Origin of the sequence: Mesorhizobium sp. B2-8-1, from assembly GCF_006440955.1 — a bacterium.
Lineage (GTDB): Bacteria > Pseudomonadota > Alphaproteobacteria > Rhizobiales > Rhizobiaceae > Mesorhizobium.
The window spans coordinates 251618-274930 of sequence record NZ_VFTX01000004.1; the positions used below are offsets into that span (position 1 = coordinate 251618).

The following is a 23313-nucleotide window of genomic DNA, read 5'->3' on the forward strand; positions in this document are numbered from 1 at the left end:
ATAGCGCAGTAAGGCAGTAAGGCAGTAAGGGGCGTATCAACAGTACGGCTTCGTGCTAAACATACTTCCCTACTCCCCTGCTGCCTTACTCCCTGGTCCCGCCCTTGAACCCCATCGCGCTTCTCGACTATGCCGGCGTTGCGGTCTTCGCGGCGACAGGTGCGCTTGCCGCGTCGCGCAAGCAGCTCGACGTTATCGGCTTCCTTTTCCTGGCGTGCGTCACCGGCATCGGCGGCGGCACTCTTCGCGACGTCATCCTTAACCTGCCGGTTTTCTGGATCGCCAATTCCAGCTATGTGCTGATCTGCGCGGCGGTTTCGGTGCTGGTGTTTTTCAGCGCGCACCGTGTCGAATCCCGCTGGAAGTGGCTGCTCTGGCTCGACGCCGTCGGGCTAGCCGCTTTTTCGGTGATGGGTGCGGCCAAAGGGTTGGCCATCACCGGTTCGCCAGTCGTTTCCGTCATCACCGGCGTGCTGACCGCCACATTCGGCGGCATCCTGCGCGACGTGCTGGCAGGGGAGCCTTCGGTGCTGCTGAGGCCGGAAATCTATGTTACGGCCGCCCTGGTTGGCGCGTCGATCTTCACATTGGGCGATGTCGCCGGACTGCCGCAGATCGTGTCAGGCTTGGCCGGTTTCGCCGCGGCATTCGCCGTGCGCGGCGGCGCGCTCAAATTCGGCTGGTCGTTTGCGTCCTACAAGAGCCGGCCCGGCAGGCGGCCGGAGGATATTTCGTGAGAGAAGGGATTAGGGGTTAGTGATTAGTGAGTAGTGAGTAGTGATTAGGGTTAATCAGTAGGTGTAAATTATGATGTCTTCACTACTGACTACTGACTACTGACTACTGACTACCGATCACGCCGCAAAACGCTGCGCTTCCCCGCCGTAATAATTGACGTAGCGGGCGCCGATCTCCTTGACCGGCATCACCACGAACACATCGACCGTCGAGAATTCACGATCGATGACGCAGCCGTCGCCGATGCGGGCGCCGACCCTGAGATAGCCCTTGACCAAGGGCGGCATCGCAGCGATCGCTGCCTTGGCATTGACCGCCTCGATCGGCATCAGGTCCATGGAACAATAGCGGCCTGCGACGGCGCGCACGTCCCAAGCCGAATTCGTGCGGCAGTGATGCGCCAGATAGGTGAGCGCCTCGGCATGGGCCGCCGGCACCGTGCCCTGGAAAGACGCACAGCCGGTCATCACGCCAATGCCGTAGTGGTTGATGTAGGCCCAGATGCCTTGCCACAACGCCTCGATGGTGCGCTTCGAACGGTATTCCGGCAGGACGCAGGAGCGGCCGAGCTCGAGAAAGCGCTGGCCGGGGTGACGGGCGATGAGCTTGGTCAGCTCGAACTCGCCTTCGGAATAGAAGCCGCCGGCGGCCGCAGCGATTTCTTGCCGCAGCAGCCGGTAGGTCCCGACGATGCGGCGATGTTCGGGGCCGGAAAGCGAGGTATCGAAGACGAGCAGGTGATCGCAGTGCGGATCGAAGCGGTCGGCATCACGGCGGTCCTGCACCTGAAACAGGTTCTTCCTGGCGCCAAGCTCGTCGTAGAATACCCGGTAGCGCACTTCCTGCGCGGCCGCGATCTCGGCCTCGTTGCGGGCCAGCCGCACTTCGAGGTTGCCGATACGGCCGAGCGCTGCGCCCTTTGTGACGGAATCGACATTGCGCCCGGCAAGCAAGGCGCCGCCGGCGTTCGGCCGAGTGTCACATTCCGGCATAACTGTATGCACGAGTGATTCTCCTTCGAGCCATCCCTCTTGGCACGGGGATACGGTGTAGGTGCAACAGGATTGTGACAGTACCGTGATACGGCGTCGCGGGCAATACTTCGTCGGCTGGCGAATACGGTCAACCGGCTACGTTATGCAAAAGCAAGGTGGCGCCGCTCGGCAGGAGATTGAAGAAAAAAAGTCTCAGGCGGCGACCTGCCCCTCGATGGCGTCGACCAGTGCATCGGGGTCGAGCGGCTTGGTGACAAAGCCGCTGGCGCCGTGGGCGAGCACCGCATGGCGGGTCTTTTCCTGGCTGTCGGCCGACAGCACCATGATGGGCACTGGCGGCACGGCCGTCTCCTCCTCATGGCGGCGGATGGCGGCGATGGCGTCCATCCCATCCATCACCGGCATGTGCAGGTCCATCAGCACCACGTCGAAGCGGTGTTTGTGTCCGGCACCGGTAACGGCCTCGACCGCCGCCTTGCCGTTGCCGACAACCTTGACGCGATGACCGGCCTTCAGCAGCGTGGCGCGAGCGAGCATGGCGTTGATGTCATTGTCCTCGGCGATCAGCACCGACAGGCCACGCTGGCGATCACTGGCGGCGCGAAGCGCCGGCGGGTGGGGCTTTTCCGGCCGTGTCGGGGCAAGCGCCGGCGCATGACTGCTCAGAAGCACACGCAAAAGTGTTCCGCCTCGCACCGGTCTGGCGAGGAAGGTCGCGTAGCCGCTGGCGCGGAACTCGCCGAGCATGCCGCGATCGGTCGGGGCGATCAGCGTGATGGCTTCGCAATCGGAAAAACCGCTTTGGCGCAGCCGCTTGAGCAGTCTTCCGTCGCCCTCTTCCATGGCCGCGTCGACCAGCAGCACGTCGCAATCGCCGGAGAACGATGCCGCCTGCGCCACGGTGGTGGCGATATCGACCGCGCCGCCGTTGGCGCGGATGCTGCGGGCGATGGCGTCGGCCTCGACGATATTTCTCGACAGGATTACCGCGTGCCTGCCCTGAAGCGCGTCCATCCGGCCCGGTGGTGGCTCGCTCGCGGAGATGGCCGGGATATCGAAGACGAATTCCGAACCCTGACCCAACCGGCTGGAGACGGAAATCGTGCCGCCCATGGCGGTCACCAGGCGCTTGGAGATGGCAAGACCGAGACCGGCTCCGCCATGCGCGCGCGTCGAGGTACCGTCGGCCTGCTCGAACTCCTCGAAAATGCGCTCCATGTCGTCTTCATGCAGGCCTGGCCCGGTATCCGCGATGGTGAAGCATATGCGGTCGGTGGTTTCAGTGCGGGCGCGCGCTATACTCACCAGCACCCCGCCGCTGTCGGTGAACTTGATGGCGTTGCCGATCAGGTTGAGCAGCACCTGCCTGACCCGGCCCGGATCTGCGGTGATCAATTGCGGCACGTCGGGCTCGACATGGCAGCCGAGGCCGATATCCTTGGAGAAGGCGCGCGCGGCGAGGAGCTCGACAACGTTGTCGGCGATCTCGCGCACCGACATTGGCTGCGGTTCGGGATCGAAGCGTCCCGCCTCGATCTTGGAATAGTCGAGCAGGTCCTCGATGAGGGCCAGCAGGGCGCTGGCCGAGGTCGAAATGGCGCCGACATAGGTCTGCTGCTCCGGCGACAGGCTGGTATCGGCCAACAGCCTGGCCATGCCCATGATGCCGTTCATCGGCGTGCGGATTTCATGGCTGACGGTGGCGAGGAAGCGCGATTTGGCCTGGCTTGCGTATTCGGCCCGCTCGCGCGCGGTGATCAGCGAGGATTCGGCACGCTTGCGGGCGGTGATGTCGCGGGCGATGGCGCGATGCGAGACAGAACCGCTGTCCTTGTCGCGCACCGACAGTTCGATCCACGAGAACCAGCGCGAACCGCCGGGGGTGCGGATGGCGACGTCGGTGGAACTCAGGCATTCATGGTCGGAAAAGGCGGCGTCGGGAACGATACCGACTTCGATGCCAAGTTCAGCCAGGGTCTTGCCGGCGAGGTCGCGCTGGTCGACCTCGACGAGATCGGCGAACACCTTGTTGGCATAGACGATATAGCCGTCGCGGTCGCGGTGGATGACGAGATCGCCAAGCGCGTCGATCAGACCGCGAAAGCGCTCTTCGCTCTCCTGCATCTCCCACATGCGATCGGCCAGCGTCTCGATCTCGGCACGGCTGCGAGCCGTGGTTTCATCAAGCAGCGCGGCGGTGCGGTATTCGTTCCTTCTGGCGCGCAGGTGCAGGCCGAAGCCGGCAAGGCCGGTCGCCAGCAAAGCGAGGCTGATGAAGATCGGCGCGCCGGTCAGGTGCGTCAGCCCCGCCAGCATGATGATGGCGACGAAGGTCAGCAGCGGCAAGCCTTCGCGGCCGGCCAATCGCGGCTCATTCCTGGCCTGTTGCGGCTCAGGCGCCAGCGGCGGTGCGGCGACGAACCGCCGCGCCGACGCCGGCGGAGGTACCGCATCGACGTCTTCGCCAGTCTCCACTTCCTGGATGCCGGATTCCGCGACCATGCGAAAACCCTACCGGACAGAAATTATGGAAGCCTGCGGGGGATCGTTCGAATTTTAGCGGATAGGTTGTTTTACCCCGGCGAACTCACTGCATGTCTACGACGACGCGGCCGCGGATCTTGCCGTCGACGATGTCGCGCGCGGCGTCGATGATGTTGTCGAAGCCGATGGTCGTGGACAGGCTGGCGAGCTTGCGCAGATCCAGGTCGGCGCCGATGCGGCGCCAGGCCTCGAGCCGCACCGGTTTCGGCGCCATCACCGAATCGATGCCGAGCAGCGAAACGCCGCGCAGGATGAAAGGTGCCACGCTCGACGGCAGGTCCATGCCGCCGGCCAGGCCGCAGGCCGCGACGGCACCGCCATAGGAGGTCATAGAGAGCACATTGGCCAGTGTGTGGCTGCCGACGGAATCGATGCCGCCCGCCCAACGCTCCTTGGCGAGCGGCTTGGTCGGCTGGCTGAGTTCGTCGCGCGATATCACCTCCGCGGCGCCAAGATCGATGAGATACGGGCTTTCGGCATTGCGCCCTGTCGAGGCAATGACGTGATAGCCCAGGCTGGACAGGATGGAGACCGCGACCGAGCCGACGCCGCCGGCCGCGCCCGTCACCACCACGGGCCCGCGATCGGGCACGATGCCGTGCCGCTCCAGTGCCATGACGCACAGCATTGCGGTATAGCCGGCGGTGCCGACCGCCATCGCGTCATGCGCGCTGATGCCGTCGGGGAGCGGCACCAGCCAGTCGCCGTTGACGCGGGCGCGCCCGGCATAGGCGCCAAAATGCGTCTCGCCGACACCCCAGCCGTTCAGGATGACCTTGTCTCCCTTGCGCCAGTCGGGATGGGAAGAGGATAAGACCGTTCCGGCGAAATCGATGCCTGGCACCAAGGGCCAGCGGCGAATGACCGGCGCCTTGCCTGATATTGCGAGCCCATCCTTGTAGTTCACCGTCGTCGCTTCGACTGCGACGGTGACGTCACCGTCCATGAGATCGGCTTCGGTGAGGTCGGTCACCGCCACCGACTGTTTCTTTTCGGCGTCGCGCGAAACGAGGATGGCTTTGAAGGTTTCGGGCATTTTTCTCTCCTCGATCTATCGACGTTTGGACTCTGCTGCGGCGGCCGCGCCGGGTCAATCGGTCAGGCGTCGGGACCCTGGGGCTTGGGCTGGCGCCGCCAGCCCAAAACTTCGTCAAGCACGACCAGCGCGGCGCCGACCGAAATGAAGGCATCGGCGAGATTGAACACGGCGAAGGACCAGACCGGAGTGTGGAACAGGATGTAGTCGATGACGTGGCCGTAGACGGCGCGGTCGATCAGATTGCCGAGCGCGCCACCGATGATCAGGGCAAAGCCGGTGCGGGCAATAACATGGCCCGCTGGCGTGTGCGTGGCCAGATAGAGCACGAAGGCGACGACGAGAACGGCGATGATCACCAGCCCGGTATCGCCGAAGGATGAGAACATCGAGAAGGCGATGCCGGTATTATAGGTGCGAAACAGCGCCAGGAAGGGCAGGAGATCGAGCTTTTCCTGAAAGGGAAGGCCGATCTCGACCAAATGTTTTATCCACTGGTCGAGCGCGATGGCCGCGACGACCAGCAGCGCATAGGGAGACCATGATTTCACGATTGGGCAACCCTCATTGCGAATCCACCATAGGGTCCAGTTTCAGCGCGCCGCGGCGGATCTCGAACAGCATGACGCCGGTGGCGACGGCAAGATTGAGCGAATCGGCACGCCCTGCCTGCGGAATCCTGAGCAGCCTGTCGCAACTCGCCGCCAGGCTTTCGGGCAGGCCTTGCTGTTCATTGCCCATCATCAGCAGCACCGGCCCCCGGGAAAAATCGACCGAGCGGTAGTCGACCGCGCCTTTGAGGTGCGTGCCGGCGACGAGGCCAGAAAACCCGCCGCGCCAGGCGAGGAATGCGTCGGTCGTCGCCTTGGCCACCGGAACGGCGAAGATCGAGCCCATGGTGGCGCGCACCGTCTCCACCGAAAAGGGATCGGTGGTGTCTCCGACCAGGATCACGCCCTTGGCGCCGACGGCGTCCACCGTGCGGATGACGGTGCCGAGGTTGCCGGGATCGCGCACCCGGTCGAGCGCCACCCAGACATCGCCATTGTCGGCGCGGATATCCTTCAGGGCCAGGAATTTCTGCGAGAAAACGCCGATCACCATTTGCGGATTGTCGCGACGGGTTATGGCGACAAGCACTTTTTCCGAGACTTCGAGCACGGTGCCGCCGGCGGCAACCGTACGCGCAGCGACCTTCTCAACCGCCGCGTTGCCGCGTCCGGCCTTGGCGAAGACCAGGGTCCTGATCTGCCAGCCGAGGTCGAGCGCATCGATGACCAGCTTCAGTCCCTCGGCCATGAAGGCGTTCTGCTGGTCGCGGAATTTTTTCAAGGCCAGCGCCTTGATGTCCTTGACCAGCGGATTGGCGAGGCTGGTGACCTCTTTCACCTGCCCGACCGGACGGGCGCCGTCATATCCACTCATCAGGCCACCCAGCGCGAGAACAGCGAGGTCGACAGCGCGCGGCCCGCCGATTTTTCGCGGATGATCAATTCGCCCGATTCAACCTTGCCGCCCATGCCGGCAAAGGTGTCGCGCATGAGGGCATGGATGGCGAAGAAGGAGGCGCGGATCGAATAAGCGGTCAGCACCACGGCAAGCGGTTTCGGCGTCAGGATCGATCGGCAGAGATCGGTCAATGCCGGCAGGTCCTCGAACAACTGCCAGACCTCGCCCTTGGGGCCGCGGCCATAGGCGGGCGGGTCGAACAGAACAATGTCATAGCGGCTGCCGCGGCGCTCCTCTCGCTCGGCGAATTTCACTGCGTCTTCGACGATCCAGCGGATCGGCTTGTTGCCAAGCCCGGCCATCTCCTGGTTTTCGCGGGCCCAGCCGATCGCCTTTTTCGAGGCATCGACATGGGTGACCTCGGCGCCGGCACGCGCCGCCACCAGCGAGGCAAGGCCGGTATAGCCGAACAGATTGAGCACCTTGACCGGCCGCCTGGCCGCCGCGATCAGTCCGGCCATGTGATCCCAGTGCGAGGCCTGCTCGGGAAACACGCCGACATGGCGAAACGAGGTGAAGCGGCCGAGATAATCGATGCCGTCGTGCTTCATCGGCCAGGTCTCGCCGAGCGGCGTCCCGGGGAAGCGCCAGCGGCCAATGCCTTCCTCGTCGGTATCGCCGGTGAAGACAGCGTCGGCGCGGTCCCATTCCCTTGCCGGCAGCGCCTTCTGCCAGATCGCCTGGCCCTCTGGGCGGACGATCCGATAAGGACCGTATTGTTCGAGCTTCTGGCCGGCGCCGCTGTCGAGCAGCGCATAGTCGCCATTCGGCGCCACTTCGAGGATCAGCGGAAGCTGTTCGGCCGGAAGAGCGCCGTCGCGACGGGCCAGAATGCGGGGCGCCGACTTCGGTTCGGGGCGCTCGTCGGCCCTGGCGTCGGGCCGCTCCTGCGGCCGGGCCGTTCCACGACCTTCATGCGGACGCACCCGTTGCGCACCGCTTTTTGCGGGCGGACGGCTGTCGCGGCGTTTGTCGCGAAAAGATTTCAAGCAGGAGCATCTCCGAGGCGTGGCCGCTTTTGACATAGGGCAACCGGCTTCGCAACCAAGTCCGCCGCGCGGCCGTCGCCTGGTCATGTCGGCTTGCGATGGACCAATGTCAAAGAAACAGGCAAATCTTCGATATGTCCCGCTCCGAACGCCTGCTCGACCTGATCCAGACATTACGACGGCATCGCATGCCGGTGAGCGGGCAGTCGCTCGCCGACGAACTCGGGATTTCAATTCGCACGCTTTACCGCGACATCGCAACGCTGCAGGGCCAGGGGGCGCCGATCGATGGCGAGGCGGGGCTCGGCTATGTGCTGAAGCCCGGATTCATGCTGCCGCCGTTGATGTTCAGCGACGAGGAGATCGAGGCAATTGTGCTCGGTTCGCGCTGGGTCGCCAAGCAGCCGGATTCGCGGCTTTCGGTAGCGGCCGTCAACGCGCTTGCCAAGATCGCGTCGGTGCTGCCGGATGACCTGCGCGAGGATCTCGACGCCACCGCACTGCTGGTCGGGCCGCCCAGCGGGACTGTCGAAGGCATCGATCTCGGCCTGGTGCGGCAGGCGATCCGCAACGAGCGCAAGCTGGACTTCTTCTATCGCGATGCCGGTGGCGCGGGCTCGTGGCGCATCGTGTGGCCGTTCGCGCTTGGGTTCTTCGACAAGGTGCGGGTCGTGGTGGCGTGGTGCGAAATGCGGCAGGATTTCCGGCATTTTCGCACCGACCGCATAGCCGAGCTCAAGACGACGGATCTGCGTTATCCGCGCCGCCGTCAGGCGCTGCTGAAGGAATGGCGGGCGACGCTCGACACCCCACGGCAGGAGCGGTTGTGAGCTGTCTACGGCGCCTCTCGTTACGCATACTGCCAGAATCTGGCAGTGGCGCGCTTTATGTCTGTCCTGGTCGAAACCCCTGGAGAACAGACATGGTCACCCCGAATTTCGTCATCCTCTACGTCGACCAGCCGCAGCGAAGCGGCACCTTCTACAGCGCGCTGCTCGGCCGCGAGCCGGTCGAAAGCGCGCCGACATTCGTGCTGTTCGTGCTCGACAACGGTTTCAAACTCGGTCTCTGGTCGAGGCATACGGTGGAACCGGCGGCGGCAGCGACCGGTGGCGGCGCCGAGATCGTCTTTGTCCTGGATACGCCCGAGGCAGTCGATGCCGCCCATGCCGACTGGTCCGGACGTGGGCTGAAGATCCTGCAGGCGCCGACCGACATGGATTTCGGCCGCACCTTCGTTGCGCTCGATCCCGACAACCATCGCCTGCGGGTCTACTGGCTGTCGGACGGGCAGCAGGCGGACGGGGAGCAGGAATGAGCGCGTATTGGATCGCGGTGGCGTCGGCGCAGCACGTCCGGCGCGGCCGCGAGGGCGGCTTTATGCAGGTCAACCACGGCAAGGCGGCGCCGCTGCGGCGGATGCAGCCCGGGGACGGCATTGTTTATTATTCGCCGACAACGATTTTGGGCGAGAAAGACGGGCTGCGGGCGTTCACGGCGATCGGCACGGTACGGGAGGGAGAACCCTATCAAGGCGACATGGGCGGCGGCTTCACGCCCTTTCGCCGCGACGTCGACTGGGCGGCGGCCGGGGAAGCGCCGATCAAGCCATTGCTCGACAGGCTGGACTTCACGGCCGGCAAGCCGAATTGGGGGTATCAACTGCGCTTCGGCCTGTTCTCGATAAGCGCGGCCGATTTCGCCGTAATCGCCGAAGCTATGGGCGCTAACCAGCCGGGACAGTAAGCTAGCTCCTGAGCGCCTTGTAGACGGCAATGCCGGCGGCAAGGTCCTCGAGCGCGGCGCCGACCGACTTGAACAGCGTGATCTCGTCGGCGCTCCGGCGCCCTTGCTTCTGACCGCGCGCCAGCTCGTGCAAGTCGGCTATGATGGCTTCCGGTTTCAACACGCCCGAAGCGAGCGGTATGACGATGTCGCCCGCTTCCTTGGTGGCGCCGGCGCGGGTGTCGACATAGACGCGGGCGCGCCCTATCGCCTCGTCGTCGCTTTCGCGCATTGTCGGGGTGAAGCCGCCGACCATGTCGACATGGCTTCCCGGCTTCAGGCGGGCGCCCTTGATCAGCGGATCGGTGGCGATCGTCGCCGACGAGACGATATCGGCCTGGCCGAGCTCGGCATCGAGATCGGTCGCTGCGCTCGCCGCGAAGCCCTCGGCGCGCAGTCCGGCGGCGACCTTCTCGGCGTTGTCCAAGGTGCGATTCCAGATGCGGATGGTCCTGATCGGCCGCACGGCGCAATGCGCCTTGGCGAGGAATGGCGACAGCGCACCGGCCCCGATCACCAGCAGCCGGGAAGCGTCTTCGCGCGCCAGATAGGATGCGGCGAGCGCCGAGGCGCAGGCCGTGCGCCATTGCGTCAGCCGCTGGCCGTCGATCAGGGCCTCCGGTTCGCCGGTGGCGCCGTTGAGCAGGAGATAGACCCCCATCACTGCCGGTTTGCCGATGGCATTGTTGTCGGGCGAGACGGTAACGATCTTGACGCCGATATGCCCCCCGGCCGAGATGCCGGCTGCGTTGAAATCGGTCCAGGCCGGCATCAGCAGCAAGGTCGAGGCCGCACCGTCCGGCCGTTCGACCGTGTGATGGTGCCGGACAGGTTGCACCGCGCCGTCACGGAAAGCCACGCGCAGCGTGTCCACTAGGCCCGGGAAGGTCAACGACTGGTCGACCTCTGCGGCCGAAATGGTCAGCATGGGAAACTCCGTGAAGAAAATCGCGGGCCCGAGAGGGCCCGCAGCGCCGTGCGGCGGTCAGTTGGTCGGCTTCGGCAGCACCGGTCCCTGCGGTGTCGACGGGGTGCGGCCGATCGCCTGGCGCAGGTTCTCGGCCTCGACGCCGCGCTGGCGCGCCAGCTTGCGGTAACGTCCCTGCTTGACCCAGGTCGCCAGGCTGCCGACGACCATGCCGACGGCGAGGGCCAGGAACAGGAAGATGAACAGCGGCAAAGTGAGCGTCAGCGCCGGATTGCCGGGATTGAACGGATCCAGCGTGAAGGCGACGAGTTCGCGATTGGCGACGGCCAGCGCGATCAGGATGACCGCCAGGGGCACGAAGACCACGATGAGCATGAAGCGATTGAGCATGATGTTTTCCGTCGGAAACCGGCCTCCCGGGAAGGGCCGGTCTGGCGTCGCGCCTATTTTCCGCCATTCAGCCTTTCGCGCAGTTCCTTGCCGGTCTTGAAGAAAGGCACCCATTTCTCCTCGACCTCGACGGATTCACCGGTGCGCGGGTTGCGGCCGGTGCGGGCGGGGCGATTTTTCACCGAAAAGGCACCGAAGCCACGCAATTCGACCCGGTTGCCTTCGGCGAGCGCGTCGGTGATCTCGTCGAAAATCGCGCCGACGATGTTTTCAACGTCGCGCAGGAAAAGATGCGGATTGCGCGTGGCAATAATCTGCACAAGTTCGGACTTGATCATCGGACGGGTCCCCTGAAATCGGTGCGGTCGAAATTATGAGGATGATTTTGTTTGCTTTTTCATCCACCCCAAACGGCATCTCAAGGGTGCCAGACGGAAACGAGACCGTCAAGAAACAAGCGGTCGGCGCCAAGTTCATGGATGATATCGCCGCTGTAGTCCGGCAGGCCGAGCGCGCCGGCGATCGTGCGCACCATCGCTTTGGAAAACAGGAAGCCGCCGCGCCGCTCCGTGTCCTTCCATTCGACCACCTTGAGTTTCGAGTCGACGCCCTTGGTCGCCAGCCAGTCGATCGCCTCGGTCTCGCCGCCGACGGCGTCGATCAGGCCGTTGGCGACCCCTTGGCGACCGGTGAAGATCGATCCGTCGGCGAGCGCCAGCGCTTGCTCGCGGGTCATCTTGCGGCGTTCGGCGACGATGCCGACGAACCAGTCGTAGCTGTCGAGGATGAGCTTGCGGACCATGGCGCGCTCGTCGTCGTTGGTCGGCTTGAAAGGCGAGGGCGAGGCCTTGAGCGGCGAGGATTTCACTTCCTCCAGCTTGACGCCGAGCTTGTCCATCAGGCCGCTGACATCAGGATACTGGATCAACACGCCGATCGAGCCGACGATCGAGGTCTTGCGGGCGACGATGTGATCGGTGGCGCTCGCGATCATGTAGCCGGCCGACGCGGCGAGCGTGCCGACCTCGGCCGCGACAGGCTTGTCGGCGGCGAGCTTGCGCACCTCCTCATAGATCGATTCACCGCCGACGGTGGTGCCGCCGGGGGAATCGATGGCGAGGATCACGCCTTTCACCCTCGGCGACTTGCGGATGGCTTCCAGCCGCTCGATCAGTTCGTCGTCCTCGGTTATGGTGCCTTCGATCCTGACCTTGGCGATATGATCGACGGCCGAGCCGCCGAAATCGTCGCGATAGAACCAGGCCGAGATCGCAATGACGCCGAGCGCAACGATGGCGATGGCCGCAGCGCGCCAGAAGGTCAGCTTACGCCGCAAGCGGCGGCGGTCGATCAGGTCGTCGGCTCTCAATGCCATGGTCAGCCTCACGGTCGATGGAAAGAGATGCTTTTAGACCATGACGTCCCGGTCTGGAAGCAATTCCGTCTGCGCAGGACGCGGCAATCCGCGCGCGGCGCACGCGAGGCAAGTGCGCGTCAGCGTCCGCCAAGACGTCGGTTTCGTGATTGGTCCGTGAAACGAACGGCAGGTAAGGGGAGAGCCGATGGTAACGAAAAATGTACGCCAGACGTCTATTTCTGCTATGAAGCAGGGCTGTCGGTGTTGATCCGTTCTGATCTGCACGACAGCAACTGTCACATTTTCGCGGTTTTCGTCGGCTTGTGCTTGCTTGAAAGCGCCGACGTCCCACCTATAGGCGGTGTTGCCCGGCGGGGCAGGGGTTTTAGAAGAAAGCAGTTATGTTAGCGCGAACGAGTGAAGCGAGCAGCACCGAGACGGAGTTGGCTCCCCCGGCGGACGGCCCGGCGAGGGGGGACGCGTTCGATCGCGCACGGCGGCATTCGCGCCGGGTGCGCGTGCTCAAATTCGCCGTGCCGGTGCTAGCGGCGTTGATCGCCATTGCCTTCCCGGTCTATTCCTACCTCGCCGCACCGGTGTCCGTCGCGGTCCAGGCGGAAGGCACCGCCTTTTCCAACGGCAAGCTGGTGATGGCCAACCCCAAGCTCAACGGCTTCACCAAGCAGAAGTTGCCCTATTCCATGACGGCATTGCGCGCCATACAGGACGTCAGCACGCAAGGCATCATCGAACTCGACGGCATCGATGCCAAGGTGCCGATCGCGGCCGACAATGTCGCTGCGATCAAAGCCACGCATGGCACCTACGATCGCGACGGCAATACGATGCACCTGACCAGCGACGTCACGATCGCCACGACCGACGGCCTTCAGGCCAAGTTCAAATCGGTCTTCCTCGACATGGGCAAAGGCACTATGAAGACGGATGACCCCGTGGACGTCAGCCGTGACGGGTCGCAGATCACCGCGAATTCCTTGTCGGTGCAGGACAATGGCAAGGTTCTGGTGTTCGAGAACAAAGTGCGCGTCAATATCGATCCCGCCAATCTGAAGGCGGCAGAGGCAAAGGGCGAAGAAGCGAATGTGGCTCATTAGTTCGACACGGCTTGCCGCCGCAGCTTCGGCGCTGCTTTTGCTGGGGCTTGCGCCGGCGCTGGCGCAATCCACCGCCGAGAGCGCGTCCGGGCTCAAACTGTCGGGCGACAAGCCCATCCAGATCGAGAGCGACAAGCTGGAGGTGCGGCAGGCGGACAACGTCGCCGTGTTCACCGGCAACGTCACGGTCGTGCAGGGACCGACCCTGCTCAAGTCCGGCAAGATGATGGTCTACTACGTCAAGGACCCGAACGCGGCCGCAAAGGGGACGGAAGCAGCGGGAGCGGCGATGACCGGCTCCGCCAACATCGACCACCTTGAAGTCAGCGGAAAAGTTTACATCAAGTCGAATGACCAGATCGCGACCGGCGACAATGGCACCTTCGACATGAAGACGCAGGTGCTGGTCCTGTCCGGCAAGGAAGTGGTTCTGTCGCAAGGCCCCAACGTCCTCAAGGGCTGCAAGCTCACCGTGCAGATGAAGACCGGCCTCGCCAATGTCGACGGCTGCGGCGGACGTGTCATCATGTCGATGACACCACCGCCGAAATCGGGAGCGACGAACCCCTGATGGCCAGCCTGTCGTCGCTGACGGCGCGTCTTCCGGGGCGGGCCGCCGGCAAGGTTTCGGCTCCGGCCACGGTCACCGCCGATAAGGCGAAGTTCAAGGGAACCTTGATCGCCAAGGGCCTGACCAAGAGCTACAAGGGTCGCAAGGTGGTCAGCGGCGTCACGCTCGGGGTGCGTGCCGGCGAGGCCGTCGGGCTTCTCGGTCCGAACGGTGCCGGCAAGACCACCTGTTTCTACATGGTCACCGGCCTGGTGCCCGTGGACGAGGGCACGATCGAGATCGACGGCTTCGATGTCACCTCCATGCCGATGTACCGGCGTGCGCGTCTGGGCATCGGCTATCTGCCGCAGGAGGCCTCGATCTTCCGCGGCCTCAGCGTCGAGCAGAACATTCGCGCCGTGCTGGAAGTGGTCGAAAAGAGCCGCAAGGAGCGCGAGCGCAGCCTCGACGAACTGCTCGAGGAGTTCCATATCAGCCATTTGCGCAAGGCGCCCTCGATGTCGCTTTCCGGCGGCGAACGTCGGCGCCTGGAGATCGCGCGTGCGCTGGCCACGCGCCCGGCCTACATGCTGCTCGACGAGCCTTTCGCCGGCATCGACCCGATCGCCGTCGCCGACATCCAGCAACTGGTGCGTCATTTGACGGCGCGCGGCATCGGCGTGCTCATCACCGATCACAATGTGCGCGAGACGCTCGGCCTGATCGACCGCGCCTACATCATCCATGCCGGCCAGGTGCTCACTCATGGCCGGGCTGATGAAGTGGTCGCAAATCCCGACGTGCGGCGGCTCTATCTGGGCGAGGGATTCACGCTTTGAGCGTGAAATTTGTTTCCTGACGCGATTTTTTTCCTGTCAGGGGCCATTTTCTCGCGATTTTGCTCCGGGATAACGCTCCGGTAAGCGGGTTTTGCTAGCGTTTGCCTTGACAAGCAAAAGCCGGGCCAGTTTCTATCGGTTCGCGAAAATTCCTTCCGGCAGTCCGGATGCAGACGAGGCGTTTGAAACCGAACCATGGCGTTGGCGGCGAAACTACAGCTACGACAGTCGCAGTCGCTGGTGATGACGCCACAGCTGATGCAGTCGATCCGGCTGCTGCAGTTCACCCATGCCGAACTCGAGCACTTCATCGACGAGGAGATCGAGCGCAATCCGTTGCTGGAGCGCGCCGAGCCGCAGGACGACGCCGCCAGCGACCAGGTGCCGAGGACCGAGGCGGCACCGGAAACGGCGGCCGACGGCGACTGGTTCGAGACCGAAGCGGGATGGAGCGCCGAGGCAATCTCGGAAAAGCTCGACACATCGCTGGAGAACCTGTTCCCGGACGACCCGGGCACCAGCGAGCGACTCGGACCAGACCTCACGGCACAGTGGAAATCGGCGACCGGCAATGGCGGCACGTCCTCGTCCGAAGGCTTCGATGCCGGCGACATGGCGGCGACCGCGATCACGCTGCGCGATCATGTCAGCGAGCAGATCGCGCTCGCTTTCACCGATCCGGCGGCGCGCCTGATCGCCGGCGAACTCGCGGACGGCCTCGACGAGACCGGCTATATGCGCGCCGATACGGCTGAGATAGCTTCGCGCCTTGGTAGCGGCGCCGACGCCGTGGCCAAGGTGCTGTCGGTGTGCCAGACCTTCGAGCCGGCCGGCCTGTTCGCCCGCGACCTTGCCGAATGCCTGTCGCTGCAACTTGCCGTACGCGACAGGCTCGATCCGGCGATGAAGGCGCTGATTGCCAACCTCGAACTCCTGGCGCGCCGCGATTTCCACACGCTGAAGCGGATCTGCGGCGTCGACGAAGAGGACCTGCTGGACATGCTGGCCGAGGTCCGGGCGCTCGATCCGCGGCCGGGCATGGCCTTTTCGGGCGGCGCCAGCGACGCCGTCATTGCCGATGTCGAGGTGCGCGCGGCCAATGACGGCAGCTGGACGGTCGAGCTCAACGCCGAAACGCTGCCGCGCGTGCTGGTCGACCACATCTATTTCGCCCAGGTTTCGCCGCACGCCAAGAACCAGGCCGAAAAGGATTTCCTGGCCGAGTGCCTGCAGAACGCCAATTGGCTGACGCGAAGCCTCGATCAGCGGGCAAAGACCATTCTCAAGGTCGCATCGGAGATCGTGCGCCAGCAGGATGCCTTCCTCGTCCATGGCGTGCGCCAGCTGAAGCCGCTCAACCTGCGCACGGTGGCCGACGCCATAGGCATGCACGAATCGACCGTCAGCCGGGTTACCGCGAACAAGTACATGCTGACGCCGCGCGGCGTGTTCGAACTGCGCTATTTCTTCACCGCCTCGATAGCCGCGTCGGGCGGTGGCGAGGCGCATTCGTCGGAAGCGGTGCGCGACCGCATCAAGCAATTGATCGACGAGGAAAAAACCGTCGACGTCCTGTCCGACGACGCGATCGTCGACATGTTGCGCGAAAGCGGCGTCGACATCGCCAGGCGTACGGTCGCCAAATACAGGGAAGGCATGAATATCCCGTCCTCGGTGCAGCGCCGGCGCGAGAAGCGGGCCCTTGCCAGCGCCGGGCGCTAGGTTCGGCGATTTTCCACAGGGTTTCGCGCTTCATTGACAAGCTGCGGTGAAGTGGCTAGAAGCCCGCCCGCATGAGACGGGCTCGACGCCCGCTAGCGGATGGTCCGTCACGACAATGGCCTAGGGATGGTCAAGAAGGCGGCTTGTGATCAACCGGAAAGTTTGGATTTAAATCGGCGCGAGTCACGCCGCAAAGCTTGTGCGCACGGACCACGAGTATAAACTCCGGCCAGTTTGAAGCCTGAGCAAGGAAGGTCAGTTTTCAGATGAATCTGCGCATATCGGGAAAACACATGGATATCGGCGATGCGTTCCGTACGCGCATCAACGATCGTGTCGGCGAGGCGATCGGCAAATATTTCGACCGCGGCTTTGCCGGACATGTCACCGTCATCAAATCGGGCTCGCGCTATTCGGCGGATTGCATGATCCGGCTGGATTCCGGCGCTTCGCTGCAGGCGACCGGCGATGCCCAGGACCCGACGCTGGCTTTCGAGGCCGCGGCGGATCGTCTGGAAACCCGGCTTCGGCGCTACAAGCGCCGGCTGAAATCGCACAATTCGGGCAATGGCGAGCTCACCGATATCGCCTACACGGTGATGGCGCCACTCGCCGATGACGACGAGGACATTCCGGAGGATTTTGCGCCGGCCATCGTCGCCGAATCGACCATGACGCTGAAGACCATGTCGGTGGCGTCGGCGGTCATAGAACTCGACACAAAGGACAGTCCGGTCTTCGTCTTCCGCAACGCCGGAAACAATCACGTCAACATCGTCTATCGCCGGCCGGATGGGAACATCGGCTGGATCGATCCGTCCACGACCAAGGTCGCACAGGGATAAAACCGGCCGCACGAGGGGTGGGGACTGGTGACGGCAGGCGAACAAGGGATTTTCAAGTATGGATCTGAGCGATCTCATCAACGTTCCGGCGATATTGCCGGCGTTGAAGGCGAACTCCAAGAAGCAGCTTCTGCAATTGCTGTCGGAGAGGGCGGCCGCGATTTCCGGCATTCCGGAGCGGGAAGTGTTCGACACCATCCTGCAGCGCGAGCGGCTCGGCTCGACCGGGGTCGGCAACGGCATCGCCATTCCGCACGGCAAGCTGGCCGGCGTGAAGCGCATCGCCGGCGTGTTCGCCCGCCTGGAGACGCCGGTCGATTTCGAGGCGCTCGACGACCAGCCGGTCGACCTGGTGTTCCTGCTGCTGGCCCCTGAAGGGGCCGGCGCCGATCATCTGAAGGCGCTGTCGCGCATCGCGCGGGTGCTGCGCGACGCCGATACAGTGGCCAAGATCAGGGGAACGCGCGACGCCGTGGCAATCCACGCGCTTTTATCGGACACCCAGGCCTCGCACGCGGCCTGACGTTTTCTGGATAAACGATGGTCGAGGGCCGCCACGGGCGGCCCCGTTCGTTTTCAGCGGAAAATCGCCTTAATGAATGGCGACCGTGGTCAGGTCGTTTTCCATGGCGCCGGCCAGCGCGCGATCGCGCGCATCCGAAAGCAGGATCGGCTGGCCGTTGGCGGCAAACAGCGCCCACAATTCCATGCCGGGCGCGATTTCGCCAATGCCCGGGAAACGGCCGAGCAGTTCCTCGCTCGTTACCTTGCGCAGATAAGCGACCGAGCCCTCGCCGAGATGGGCGAATTCACCGCTGGTCATGGTGGGATTTTGGTCAATTCTGGTCATTTCAAGCCTCCTTGGCGCGAGACGCCGCCCTGGTTCTGGGCAGTAGGCCATCCCGCATGAGAGCCATCGGCAAAGATCAGTCTTTCACCGATATGTTTATTTTCCGTACCAGCCGCTCGGACTCGGGCCGATCGAGATCGATCGACAAAAGGCCGTTCTTCAGCTCCGCCGCAATCACCCGCATGCCGTCGGCCAGCACGAAGCAGCGCTGGAATTGGCGTGCGGCGATGCCGCGGTGAAGAAATTCGCGCTCGGTATCGTCGGTCTGACGACCGCGCACGACCAACTGGTTTTCCTCCGTGGTGACATCGAGATCGCTTTCGGCGAAACCGGCGACAGCGAGCGTGATGCGCAGCCTTTCGGCCTTGCCGTCGGCGCCGCTGAGCCGCTCGATGTTGTAAGGAGGATAGCTGTCACCGGATTTCGCCAGGCGCTCCAGCGTCTTTTCCATGGCGTCGAAACCCAGGAGAAGCGGGCTGGAGAAAGGCGTCATTCGGCTCATGTTACATTGTCCTCTCAAGAGCGACATAAACTGGAAAAACCCAGATGGCATTTTTCCCGATGGTCTTGATATGGTCCGCCCCACGACCAAGTTCAAGCCATCAAAACACCCGCCCAAAAAGACCACGTCGTGGACTCACAAGAATGATCGACATGGCGCTTGAAACGGCAGTGAGATGCAAGGAGAAGCGCTGCGCCGGGATTCGTCCCCCGGGCGGAGCGGTTCGGCAGCTCAAGGCCGGTTCGGTGCGTTTCGCATGCTCGCTCGGACGCATGAGCTCATGGCCAAACAAGGAATTGAAATGCCCCAAACACGCAAGATCATCATCGACACGGATCCTGGCCAGGACGATGCCGTCGCCATATTGCTGGCGCTTGGCAGCCCCGAGCTGGAGATCGTCGGCATATCAGCCGTAGCCGGCAACGTGCCGCTGAACCTTACCGAAAAGAACGCCCGCAAGATCTGCGAACTGGCCGGCCGACCCGACATCAAGGTCTATGCCGGCGCCGTCCGTCCGCTGGCGCGTGAACTGGTTACGGCCGAGGCGGTGCATGGCCAAACTGGCCTCAACGGGCCACAATTGCCCGAACCGACGATGAAGCTGCAGGATAAGTACGCCGTCGATTTCATCGTCGAGACGCTGATGAAGGAAGAGAGCGGCAGCATCACGCTGTGCGCTCTCGGGCCGCTCACCAATATCGCGCTGGCGCTGATCCGCGAGCCGAAGATCGCGCCGCGCATCAAGGAAATCATCCTGATGGGCGGTGGCTTCTTCGAAGGCGGCAATGTCACGCCGGCGGCCGAATTCAACATTTATGTCGATCCGCACGCGGCCGAGGTGGTGTTGAAATCCGGCATTCCGATCGTGCTGATGCCGCTCGACGTCACCCACAAGGCGCTGACCACCGCCAAGCGCACCCAGGCCTTTCGCAAGCTCGGCACCAAGGTCGGTACCGCAACGGCCGAGATGCTGGAGTTTTTCGAGCGTTTCGACGAGGAGAAATACGGCACCGATGGCGGGCCGCTGCATGACCCCTGCGTCATCGCCTACCTGTTGAAACCGGAGCTGTTCAAAGGCCGTAACTGCAATGTCAGCGTGGAAACCAGCTCGGAACTGACCATGGGCATGACCGTGATCGACTGGTGGGGCGTCACCAAGCGGGAAAAGAACGCCAAGGTGATGGGCGACATCGACCATGACGGCTTCTTCGCGCTGTTGCTGGAACGGCTGGGGCGGCTTTAAATCCGCCTCCTTACCCTCTCCCCTCGCGGGAAAAGGCGGCCTCGCGAAGCGAGGTCGGATGAGGGGTGTTCCGGGGAACGCCGACGCCTCACTCCGTCACGCACCCCTCAACCATCTCGGCGTTGCGCGCCGATCCACCTTCCCCCACAAGGGGGAAGGAAAGGCGGCGGTGCTCACTTCGACCGTGAAAACGCCAGCCACAGGCCGCCGCCGATCATGAAGCTGCCGCTGATCCTGGACAGGAGCTTGACGCGGCGGGCGGACAGGATGCGACCGGCGCGGCCGGCGGCCAGCGCATAAGTCGAATCCGACATGGCGGCGAAGATCATGGCGGTGAGGCCCATGACGGCGATCTGCAGCGAATAATTGCCTTGCGGCGCGATGAATTGCGGAAAGAAGGCGCCGAAGAAGATCAGCGTCTTCGGGTTGCTGAGCGCTACCAGCAGGCCCTGCACGAAAAAGCCGCCGCGCGGCTTCCGCGCCGTTCCGTCGGCGTTCAGCTTGCCCTTGGACCGGAACATCTGCACGCCCATCCAGATCAGGTAGGCGGCACCGATCAGCCGCACCCATTCGAACCAGTGCCCCATACCCGATATCAGCGTGTTGAGGCCGATGCCGACGATGGCGATCATGACCGCCAGGCCGGCCTGCGTGCCGGCGACATTGGCCAGGCCGGCGCGGGAGCCATGACGGATGCTGTTGGCGATGATCAGCGTGACCGTCGGCCCTGGCACCAGGATGATGACGACGCACGCAAGGACATAGGCGGCATAGAGTTCCAGCGACATGATTTTTCCCTCGGGCAGAATGCCGCCTGTGCGGCGCCACAATCAATGCATGGCGGCGATGCCGGTGCAAGCCGGCACATGGAGCCGCGCGATACGCAGATGCACCGGATTCAGGCGCCGGACGGCCACGGCAGTGTCGTCTCATAGGCCGCCGCCGCCTTCAGCACAGCCATGTCGCCACGCGGCCGGCCGATCAGTTGCATGCCCATCGGCCGGCCTCTGGCGTCGAAGCCGACCGGCACGCTGACGGCCGGGCAGCCGCCCATGGCGGCGGGCGCCGAAACCTGCATCCAGCGGTGATAGCTGTCCATCGGCCGGCCGGCGATCTCGCGCGGCCAATGGGTGCCGACGTCGAACGGAAAGACTTGCGCGGTCGGCAATGCAATCAGGTCGAAGCGGTCGAACAGCGACAGCAGCGTCCGGTACCAGGACGTCCGGACGACCGAGGCGGCGCGAATCCGAGGCGCCGTCAGGAGTTGCGCGTTCTCCACCTCCCAGACGGCTTCGGGCTTCAACAGGGCGCGCCTGGCAGGATCGTCATAATGCACTTTCAGCGCGCAGCCGCTGCTTGCCTGGCGCAACGTCACGAAGGCCTGCCACAAGGCCTCGAAATCAAAATCCGGCACCAGTGCCTCGGCCTTGAACGAGGCCTCCCCGAAGCGGTCGAGCGCGGCCTGGCAGAGCTCGAGGATGCCGGGCTCCATGGGCAAATGCCCGCCCAGATCGCCGAGCCAGGCGACACGGCCGCCTTTGGCGGGCATATGCAGGCCTTCGAGGAAGGAGCCTTGTTTCTCATAGGACAAGGGTGCGCGCGGATGATGGCCCGCCTGCACGTCGAGCAGCAGCGCCATGTCGCCGACATTGCGACCCATCGGCCCATCGACGCCCATCTGGGCATGAAAGACCTCGACGTCCGGGCCGCCGGGGACGAGCCCCTGCGATGGCCGGAAACCATAGACATTGTTCCAGGCGGCTGGATTGCGCAACGAGCCGCCGAAGTCGCTGCCGTCGGCGACGGGCACCATGTCCAGCGCCAGCGCCACCGCGGCGCCGCCGCTCGAGCCGCCGGCGCTCAAATCTGGATCAAAGGCGTTCAGCGTCGGGCCGAACACGGGATTGTAGGTGTTGGAGCCGAGGCCGAATTCGGGAACGTTGGTCTTGCCGATGATGATGGCGCCGGCCTTGCGCATGCGCTCGACGAAGAAATCGTCCTCCTGCGGCACGAAATCGGCGAAGATCGGCGAGCCGAAGGAGGTGCGCAGGCCGCGGGTCATTGCGAGATCCTTGACCGCGATCGGCAGGCCGAAGAGCGCACCGGCCCGGTCCGGACGGGCATCGGCTGCGTCGGCCTCGCGCAGGATATCGCTACGATCGCGCAAGGAAACGATGGCGTTGACGAGCGGGTTGACGGCTTCGACGCGGTCGAGGAATGCCGTCACGACCTCACGTACCGAAAGTTTCCTTTGCCGGATCGCGTCGGCCAGTTCGACGGCAGACAGGCGGCAGATGTCGCCGGCCGGTGGCGCGGCATGCTTTGTCTGGGGGCGCATTCTGTCGTCTCAGCGGGATTTCAGGAGTGCCTGGTCGACATCGGCGGCCAACGGGATGGCCGGCTGGGCGCCCGGCTTCAGGCATGCCAGCGAGCCGGCCGCGCCGGCCCGGGCGAGCGCCTGTTCGAGGGGCAGGCCCGACGACAGGCCGGCGGCGAAATAGCCGCAAAAGGTGTCGCCTGCACCAACCGTGTCGACCGGGGTGATCTTCAATGCGGGAACCGTCAGGGAATCGGTCGGCGTCGCCGCCATCACGCCGTCGCCGCCGAGCGTGACGACGATGGTGCGGCCGGTTTTCCCGGCAAAGTCGCGCATCCGTGCCGCGTGGTCGCGCCCGCTCAGCGACAGCACCTCGCCATACAGGTCGAACTCGGTCTCGTTGGCGACGACATAGTCGGCCTTGCCGAGTAAGCCGGCCGCGTCGCGATGGAAGGGTGCGGTGTTGAGCACGGTGACGGCACCGGCCGCGCTTGCCTGATCGAGCGCGGCTTCGACGGTCGCAAGCGGGATCTCGTGTTGCAGGAGCACGACATCGCCTTTTCGGGGGAAGGCCTTGGCCAGGTCGCCGGGCAGCACCGAGGCGTTGGCACCCGGCACCACGGCGATAATGTTCTCGCCATCGTCGCCGACCATGATCAGCGCGGTGCCCGTCGAGGCAAAAGTTTCGCCCACGCCAGACAGATCCACCTTGGCCTGGCGCAGCAGCGCCAGGGCCTCGCCGGCGAAACTATCCTTGCCGACGGCTCCCACCATGCGCACCTTGGCGCCGGCGCGCGCGGCGGCCAACGCCTGGTTGGCGCCCTTGCCACCGGGCGCGGTGGCGAAACCGGAGCCGCTCACCGTCTCGCCAGGGCTCGGCAAGCGGTCGACATTGGCAATAAGGTCGAGATTGATCGAGCCGACGACGATGATCAAGGAATGCCTCCTCATGAATGAGCGGGAAGCTATCCTGTAAGATCGTTGCTTTCCAGTGCATGCCGATATGGCAAGCGCTGCGGTGCCGCGTCATGCGAGTCAGCGGGGCGTCGTCGTTTTCCA

The 23313-nt window shown here is 64.1% G+C and carries 26 protein-coding genes; 11 read left to right on the top strand and 15 right to left on the bottom strand.

Features of this window, described 5'->3' with window-relative positions:
* The first annotated feature begins 104 nt into the window (after positions 1-104).
* Complete coding sequence (locus tag FJ428_RS13030) at positions 105-737, top strand: trimeric intracellular cation channel family protein (RefSeq protein ID WP_140560243.1); 633 nt, start codon at positions 105-107, stop codon at positions 735-737.
* 117 nt (positions 738-854) lie between these two features.
* Here the strand turns inward: FJ428_RS13030 and FJ428_RS13035 are convergent, their stop codons facing one another.
* The 6 genes from FJ428_RS13035 to FJ428_RS13060 form a co-directional block, all read right to left on the bottom strand.
* Positions 855-1742: a GNAT family N-acetyltransferase gene (locus tag FJ428_RS13035; protein WP_140500229.1), complete on the bottom strand. Its 888-nt coding sequence runs from the start codon at positions 1740-1742 to the stop codon at positions 855-857.
* A gap of 183 nt (positions 1743-1925) precedes the next feature.
* Complete coding sequence (locus FJ428_RS13040) at positions 1926-4235, bottom strand: PAS domain-containing hybrid sensor histidine kinase/response regulator (protein WP_140763228.1); 2310 nt, start codon at positions 4233-4235, stop codon at positions 1926-1928.
* Between the two features lie 85 nt (positions 4236-4320).
* Positions 4321-5313 carry an MDR family oxidoreductase gene (locus FJ428_RS13045; protein WP_140500225.1) on the bottom strand — a complete coding sequence of 331 codons (993 nt, stop codon included), beginning with the start codon at positions 5311-5313 and terminating at the stop codon, positions 4321-4323.
* 62 nt (positions 5314-5375) lie between these two features.
* Positions 5376-5864 carry a signal peptidase II gene (gene lspA / locus FJ428_RS13050; RefSeq protein ID WP_140500223.1) on the bottom strand — a complete coding sequence of 163 codons (489 nt, stop codon included), beginning with the start codon at positions 5862-5864 and terminating at the stop codon, positions 5376-5378.
* Positions 5865-5877: 13 nt separating this feature from the next.
* Positions 5878-6738 (bottom strand): RNA methyltransferase, encoded by an 861-nt coding sequence (locus FJ428_RS13055; RefSeq protein WP_140500221.1) that lies wholly within the window; start codon positions 6736-6738, stop codon positions 5878-5880.
* Positions 6738-7811, bottom strand: coding sequence for a class I SAM-dependent rRNA methyltransferase (locus FJ428_RS13060; RefSeq protein ID WP_140500219.1), 1074 nt, complete (start codon positions 7809-7811; stop codon positions 6738-6740). Before FJ428_RS13060 ends, FJ428_RS13055 begins: the two co-directional genes overlap by 1 nt.
* Before the next feature lie 134 nt (positions 7812-7945).
* Between FJ428_RS13060 and FJ428_RS13065 the strand changes: the two genes are divergently transcribed.
* From FJ428_RS13065 to FJ428_RS13075, 3 genes are all read left to right on the top strand, one after another.
* Positions 7946-8641: a YafY family protein gene (locus FJ428_RS13065; protein WP_140879536.1), complete on the top strand. Its 696-nt coding sequence runs from the start codon at positions 7946-7948 to the stop codon at positions 8639-8641.
* Positions 8642-8733: 92 nt separating this feature from the next.
* Complete coding sequence (locus tag FJ428_RS13070; protein ID WP_140879537.1) at positions 8734-9129, top strand: VOC family protein; 396 nt, start codon at positions 8734-8736, stop codon at positions 9127-9129.
* Positions 9126-9557: an EVE domain-containing protein gene (locus FJ428_RS13075; protein ID WP_140558399.1), complete on the top strand. Its 432-nt coding sequence runs from the start codon at positions 9126-9128 to the stop codon at positions 9555-9557. Before FJ428_RS13070 ends, FJ428_RS13075 begins: the two co-directional genes overlap by 4 nt.
* 1 nt (position 9558) lies before the next feature.
* Here FJ428_RS13075 and FJ428_RS13080 read toward each other — a convergent pair whose 3' ends face one another.
* From FJ428_RS13080 to sppA, 4 genes are all read right to left on the bottom strand, one after another.
* Complete coding sequence (locus FJ428_RS13080; protein ID WP_140729241.1) at positions 9559-10524, bottom strand: ornithine cyclodeaminase family protein; 966 nt, start codon at positions 10522-10524, stop codon at positions 9559-9561.
* 57 nt (positions 10525-10581) lie between these two features.
* A complete protein-coding gene (locus FJ428_RS13085; RefSeq protein ID WP_140522516.1) occupies positions 10582-10914 on the bottom strand; it encodes a DUF1049 domain-containing protein in 333 nt (110 codons plus the stop codon).
* A gap of 53 nt (positions 10915-10967) precedes the next feature.
* Entirely contained in the window at positions 10968-11252 is a 285-nt protein-coding gene (locus FJ428_RS13090) for an integration host factor subunit beta (RefSeq protein WP_006200394.1), read from the bottom strand.
* A gap of 80 nt (positions 11253-11332) precedes the next feature.
* Positions 11333-12289: a signal peptide peptidase SppA gene (gene sppA / locus FJ428_RS13095; protein ID WP_140522514.1), complete on the bottom strand. Its 957-nt coding sequence runs from the start codon at positions 12287-12289 to the stop codon at positions 11333-11335.
* A 383-nt stretch (positions 12290-12672) separates the two neighbouring features.
* On the opposite strand from sppA, the gene lptC reads away from it, so the two are divergent.
* The 6 genes from lptC to ptsN all read left to right on the top strand — a co-directional run bounded on the left by lptC (position 12673) and on the right by ptsN (position 17865).
* The gene (lptC, locus tag FJ428_RS13100) at positions 12673-13386 is read left to right on the top strand and encodes an LPS export ABC transporter periplasmic protein LptC (RefSeq protein ID WP_140560247.1); all 714 of its coding nucleotides are present in this window, start codon (positions 12673-12675) and stop codon (positions 13384-13386) included.
* Complete coding sequence (locus tag FJ428_RS13105; RefSeq protein ID WP_140500204.1) at positions 13373-13957, top strand: LptA/OstA family protein; 585 nt, start codon at positions 13373-13375, stop codon at positions 13955-13957. The genes lptC and FJ428_RS13105 overlap by 14 nt, the downstream gene beginning before the upstream one ends.
* Entirely contained in the window at positions 13957-14775 is an 819-nt protein-coding gene (lptB, locus tag FJ428_RS13110) for an LPS export ABC transporter ATP-binding protein (protein WP_140500202.1), read from the top strand. The genes FJ428_RS13105 and lptB overlap by 1 nt, the downstream gene beginning before the upstream one ends.
* Before the next feature lie 195 nt (positions 14776-14970).
* Positions 14971-16497: an RNA polymerase factor sigma-54 gene (gene rpoN / locus FJ428_RS13115; protein WP_140624413.1), complete on the top strand. Its 1527-nt coding sequence runs from the start codon at positions 14971-14973 to the stop codon at positions 16495-16497.
* Between the two features lie 266 nt (positions 16498-16763).
* The gene (gene raiA / locus FJ428_RS13120; protein WP_140500197.1) at positions 16764-17342 is read left to right on the top strand and encodes a ribosome-associated translation inhibitor RaiA; all 579 of its coding nucleotides are present in this window, start codon (positions 16764-16766) and stop codon (positions 17340-17342) included.
* A 58-nt stretch (positions 17343-17400) separates the two neighbouring features.
* Positions 17401-17865 (top strand): PTS IIA-like nitrogen regulatory protein PtsN, encoded by a 465-nt coding sequence (ptsN, locus tag FJ428_RS13125; RefSeq protein ID WP_135898701.1) that lies wholly within the window; start codon positions 17401-17403, stop codon positions 17863-17865.
* Positions 17866-17934: 69 nt separating this feature from the next.
* On the opposite strand, the gene FJ428_RS13130 is transcribed toward ptsN, so the two are convergent.
* Together FJ428_RS13130 and FJ428_RS13135 are read right to left on the bottom strand one after the other, a co-directional pair.
* The gene (locus FJ428_RS13130; RefSeq protein ID WP_140558405.1) at positions 17935-18192 is read right to left on the bottom strand and encodes a DUF1150 family protein; all 258 of its coding nucleotides are present in this window, start codon (positions 18190-18192) and stop codon (positions 17935-17937) included.
* Positions 18193-18268: 76 nt separating this feature from the next.
* A complete protein-coding gene (locus tag FJ428_RS13135; RefSeq protein ID WP_013893014.1) occupies positions 18269-18694 on the bottom strand; it encodes an Hsp20 family protein in 426 nt (141 codons plus the stop codon).
* A gap of 301 nt (positions 18695-18995) precedes the next feature.
* Between FJ428_RS13135 and FJ428_RS13140 the strand changes: the two genes are divergently transcribed.
* Entirely contained in the window at positions 18996-19937 is a 942-nt protein-coding gene (locus tag FJ428_RS13140; protein WP_140500193.1) for a nucleoside hydrolase, read from the top strand.
* Positions 19938-20110: 173 nt separating this feature from the next.
* On the opposite strand, the gene FJ428_RS13145 is transcribed toward FJ428_RS13140, so the two are convergent.
* The 3 genes from FJ428_RS13145 to FJ428_RS13155 form a co-directional block, all read right to left on the bottom strand.
* A complete protein-coding gene (locus FJ428_RS13145) occupies positions 20111-20725 on the bottom strand; it encodes a LysE family translocator (RefSeq protein ID WP_140522507.1) in 615 nt (204 codons plus the stop codon).
* Positions 20726-20835: 110 nt separating this feature from the next.
* A complete protein-coding gene (locus FJ428_RS13150) occupies positions 20836-22275 on the bottom strand; it encodes an amidase (RefSeq protein WP_140879538.1) in 1440 nt (479 codons plus the stop codon).
* Between the two features lie 9 nt (positions 22276-22284).
* Positions 22285-23190 (bottom strand): ribokinase, encoded by a 906-nt coding sequence (locus FJ428_RS13155; RefSeq protein ID WP_140513751.1) that lies wholly within the window; start codon positions 23188-23190, stop codon positions 22285-22287.
* Positions 23191-23313: the final 123 nt, after the last annotated feature.

Bases quoted from the DNA above. Each gene is read 5' to 3' on its own strand.
- FJ428_RS13040 (WP_140763228.1), bottom strand. From the start codon at position 4,235: ATGGTCGCGGAATCCGGCATCCAGGAAGTGGAGACTGGCGAAGACGTC.
- FJ428_RS13045 (WP_140500225.1), bottom strand. From the start codon at position 5,313: ATGCCCGAAACCTTCAAAGCCATCCTCGTTTCGCGCGACGCCGAAAAG.
- FJ428_RS13055 (WP_140500221.1), bottom strand. From the start codon at position 6,738: ATGAGTGGATATGACGGCGCCCGTCCGGTCGGGCAGGTGAAAGAGGTC.
- FJ428_RS13065 (WP_140879536.1), top strand. From the start codon at position 7,946: ATGTCCCGCTCCGAACGCCTGCTCGACCTGATCCAGACATTACGACGG.
- FJ428_RS13070 (WP_140879537.1), top strand. From the start codon at position 8,734: ATGGTCACCCCGAATTTCGTCATCCTCTACGTCGACCAGCCGCAGCGA.
- FJ428_RS13075 (WP_140558399.1), top strand. From the start codon at position 9,126: ATGAGCGCGTATTGGATCGCGGTGGCGTCGGCGCAGCACGTCCGGCGC.
- FJ428_RS13080 (WP_140729241.1), bottom strand. From the start codon at position 10,524: ATGCTGACCATTTCGGCCGCAGAGGTCGACCAGTCGTTGACCTTCCCG.
- FJ428_RS13085 (WP_140522516.1), bottom strand. From the start codon at position 10,914: ATGCTCAATCGCTTCATGCTCATCGTGGTCTTCGTGCCCCTGGCGGTC.
- FJ428_RS13090 (WP_006200394.1), bottom strand. From the start codon at position 11,252: ATGATCAAGTCCGAACTTGTGCAGATTATTGCCACGCGCAATCCGCAT.
- sppA (WP_140522514.1), bottom strand. From the start codon at position 12,289: ATGGCATTGAGAGCCGACGACCTGATCGACCGCCGCCGCTTGCGGCGT.
- lptC (WP_140560247.1), top strand. From the start codon at position 12,673: ATGTTAGCGCGAACGAGTGAAGCGAGCAGCACCGAGACGGAGTTGGCT.
- FJ428_RS13105 (WP_140500204.1), top strand. From the start codon at position 13,373: ATGTGGCTCATTAGTTCGACACGGCTTGCCGCCGCAGCTTCGGCGCTG.
- lptB (WP_140500202.1), top strand. From the start codon at position 13,957: ATGGCCAGCCTGTCGTCGCTGACGGCGCGTCTTCCGGGGCGGGCCGCC.
- rpoN (WP_140624413.1), top strand. From the start codon at position 14,971: ATGGCGTTGGCGGCGAAACTACAGCTACGACAGTCGCAGTCGCTGGTG.
- raiA (WP_140500197.1), top strand. From the start codon at position 16,764: ATGAATCTGCGCATATCGGGAAAACACATGGATATCGGCGATGCGTTC.
- ptsN (WP_135898701.1), top strand. From the start codon at position 17,401: ATGGATCTGAGCGATCTCATCAACGTTCCGGCGATATTGCCGGCGTTG.
- FJ428_RS13130 (WP_140558405.1), bottom strand. From the start codon at position 18,192: ATGACCAGAATTGACCAAAATCCCACCATGACCAGCGGTGAATTCGCC.
- FJ428_RS13135 (WP_013893014.1), bottom strand. From the start codon at position 18,694: ATGAGCCGAATGACGCCTTTCTCCAGCCCGCTTCTCCTGGGTTTCGAC.
- FJ428_RS13140 (WP_140500193.1), top strand. From the start codon at position 18,996: ATGCCCCAAACACGCAAGATCATCATCGACACGGATCCTGGCCAGGAC.
- FJ428_RS13145 (WP_140522507.1), bottom strand. From the start codon at position 20,725: ATGTCGCTGGAACTCTATGCCGCCTATGTCCTTGCGTGCGTCGTCATC.
- FJ428_RS13150 (WP_140879538.1), bottom strand. From the start codon at position 22,275: ATGCGCCCCCAGACAAAGCATGCCGCGCCACCGGCCGGCGACATCTGC.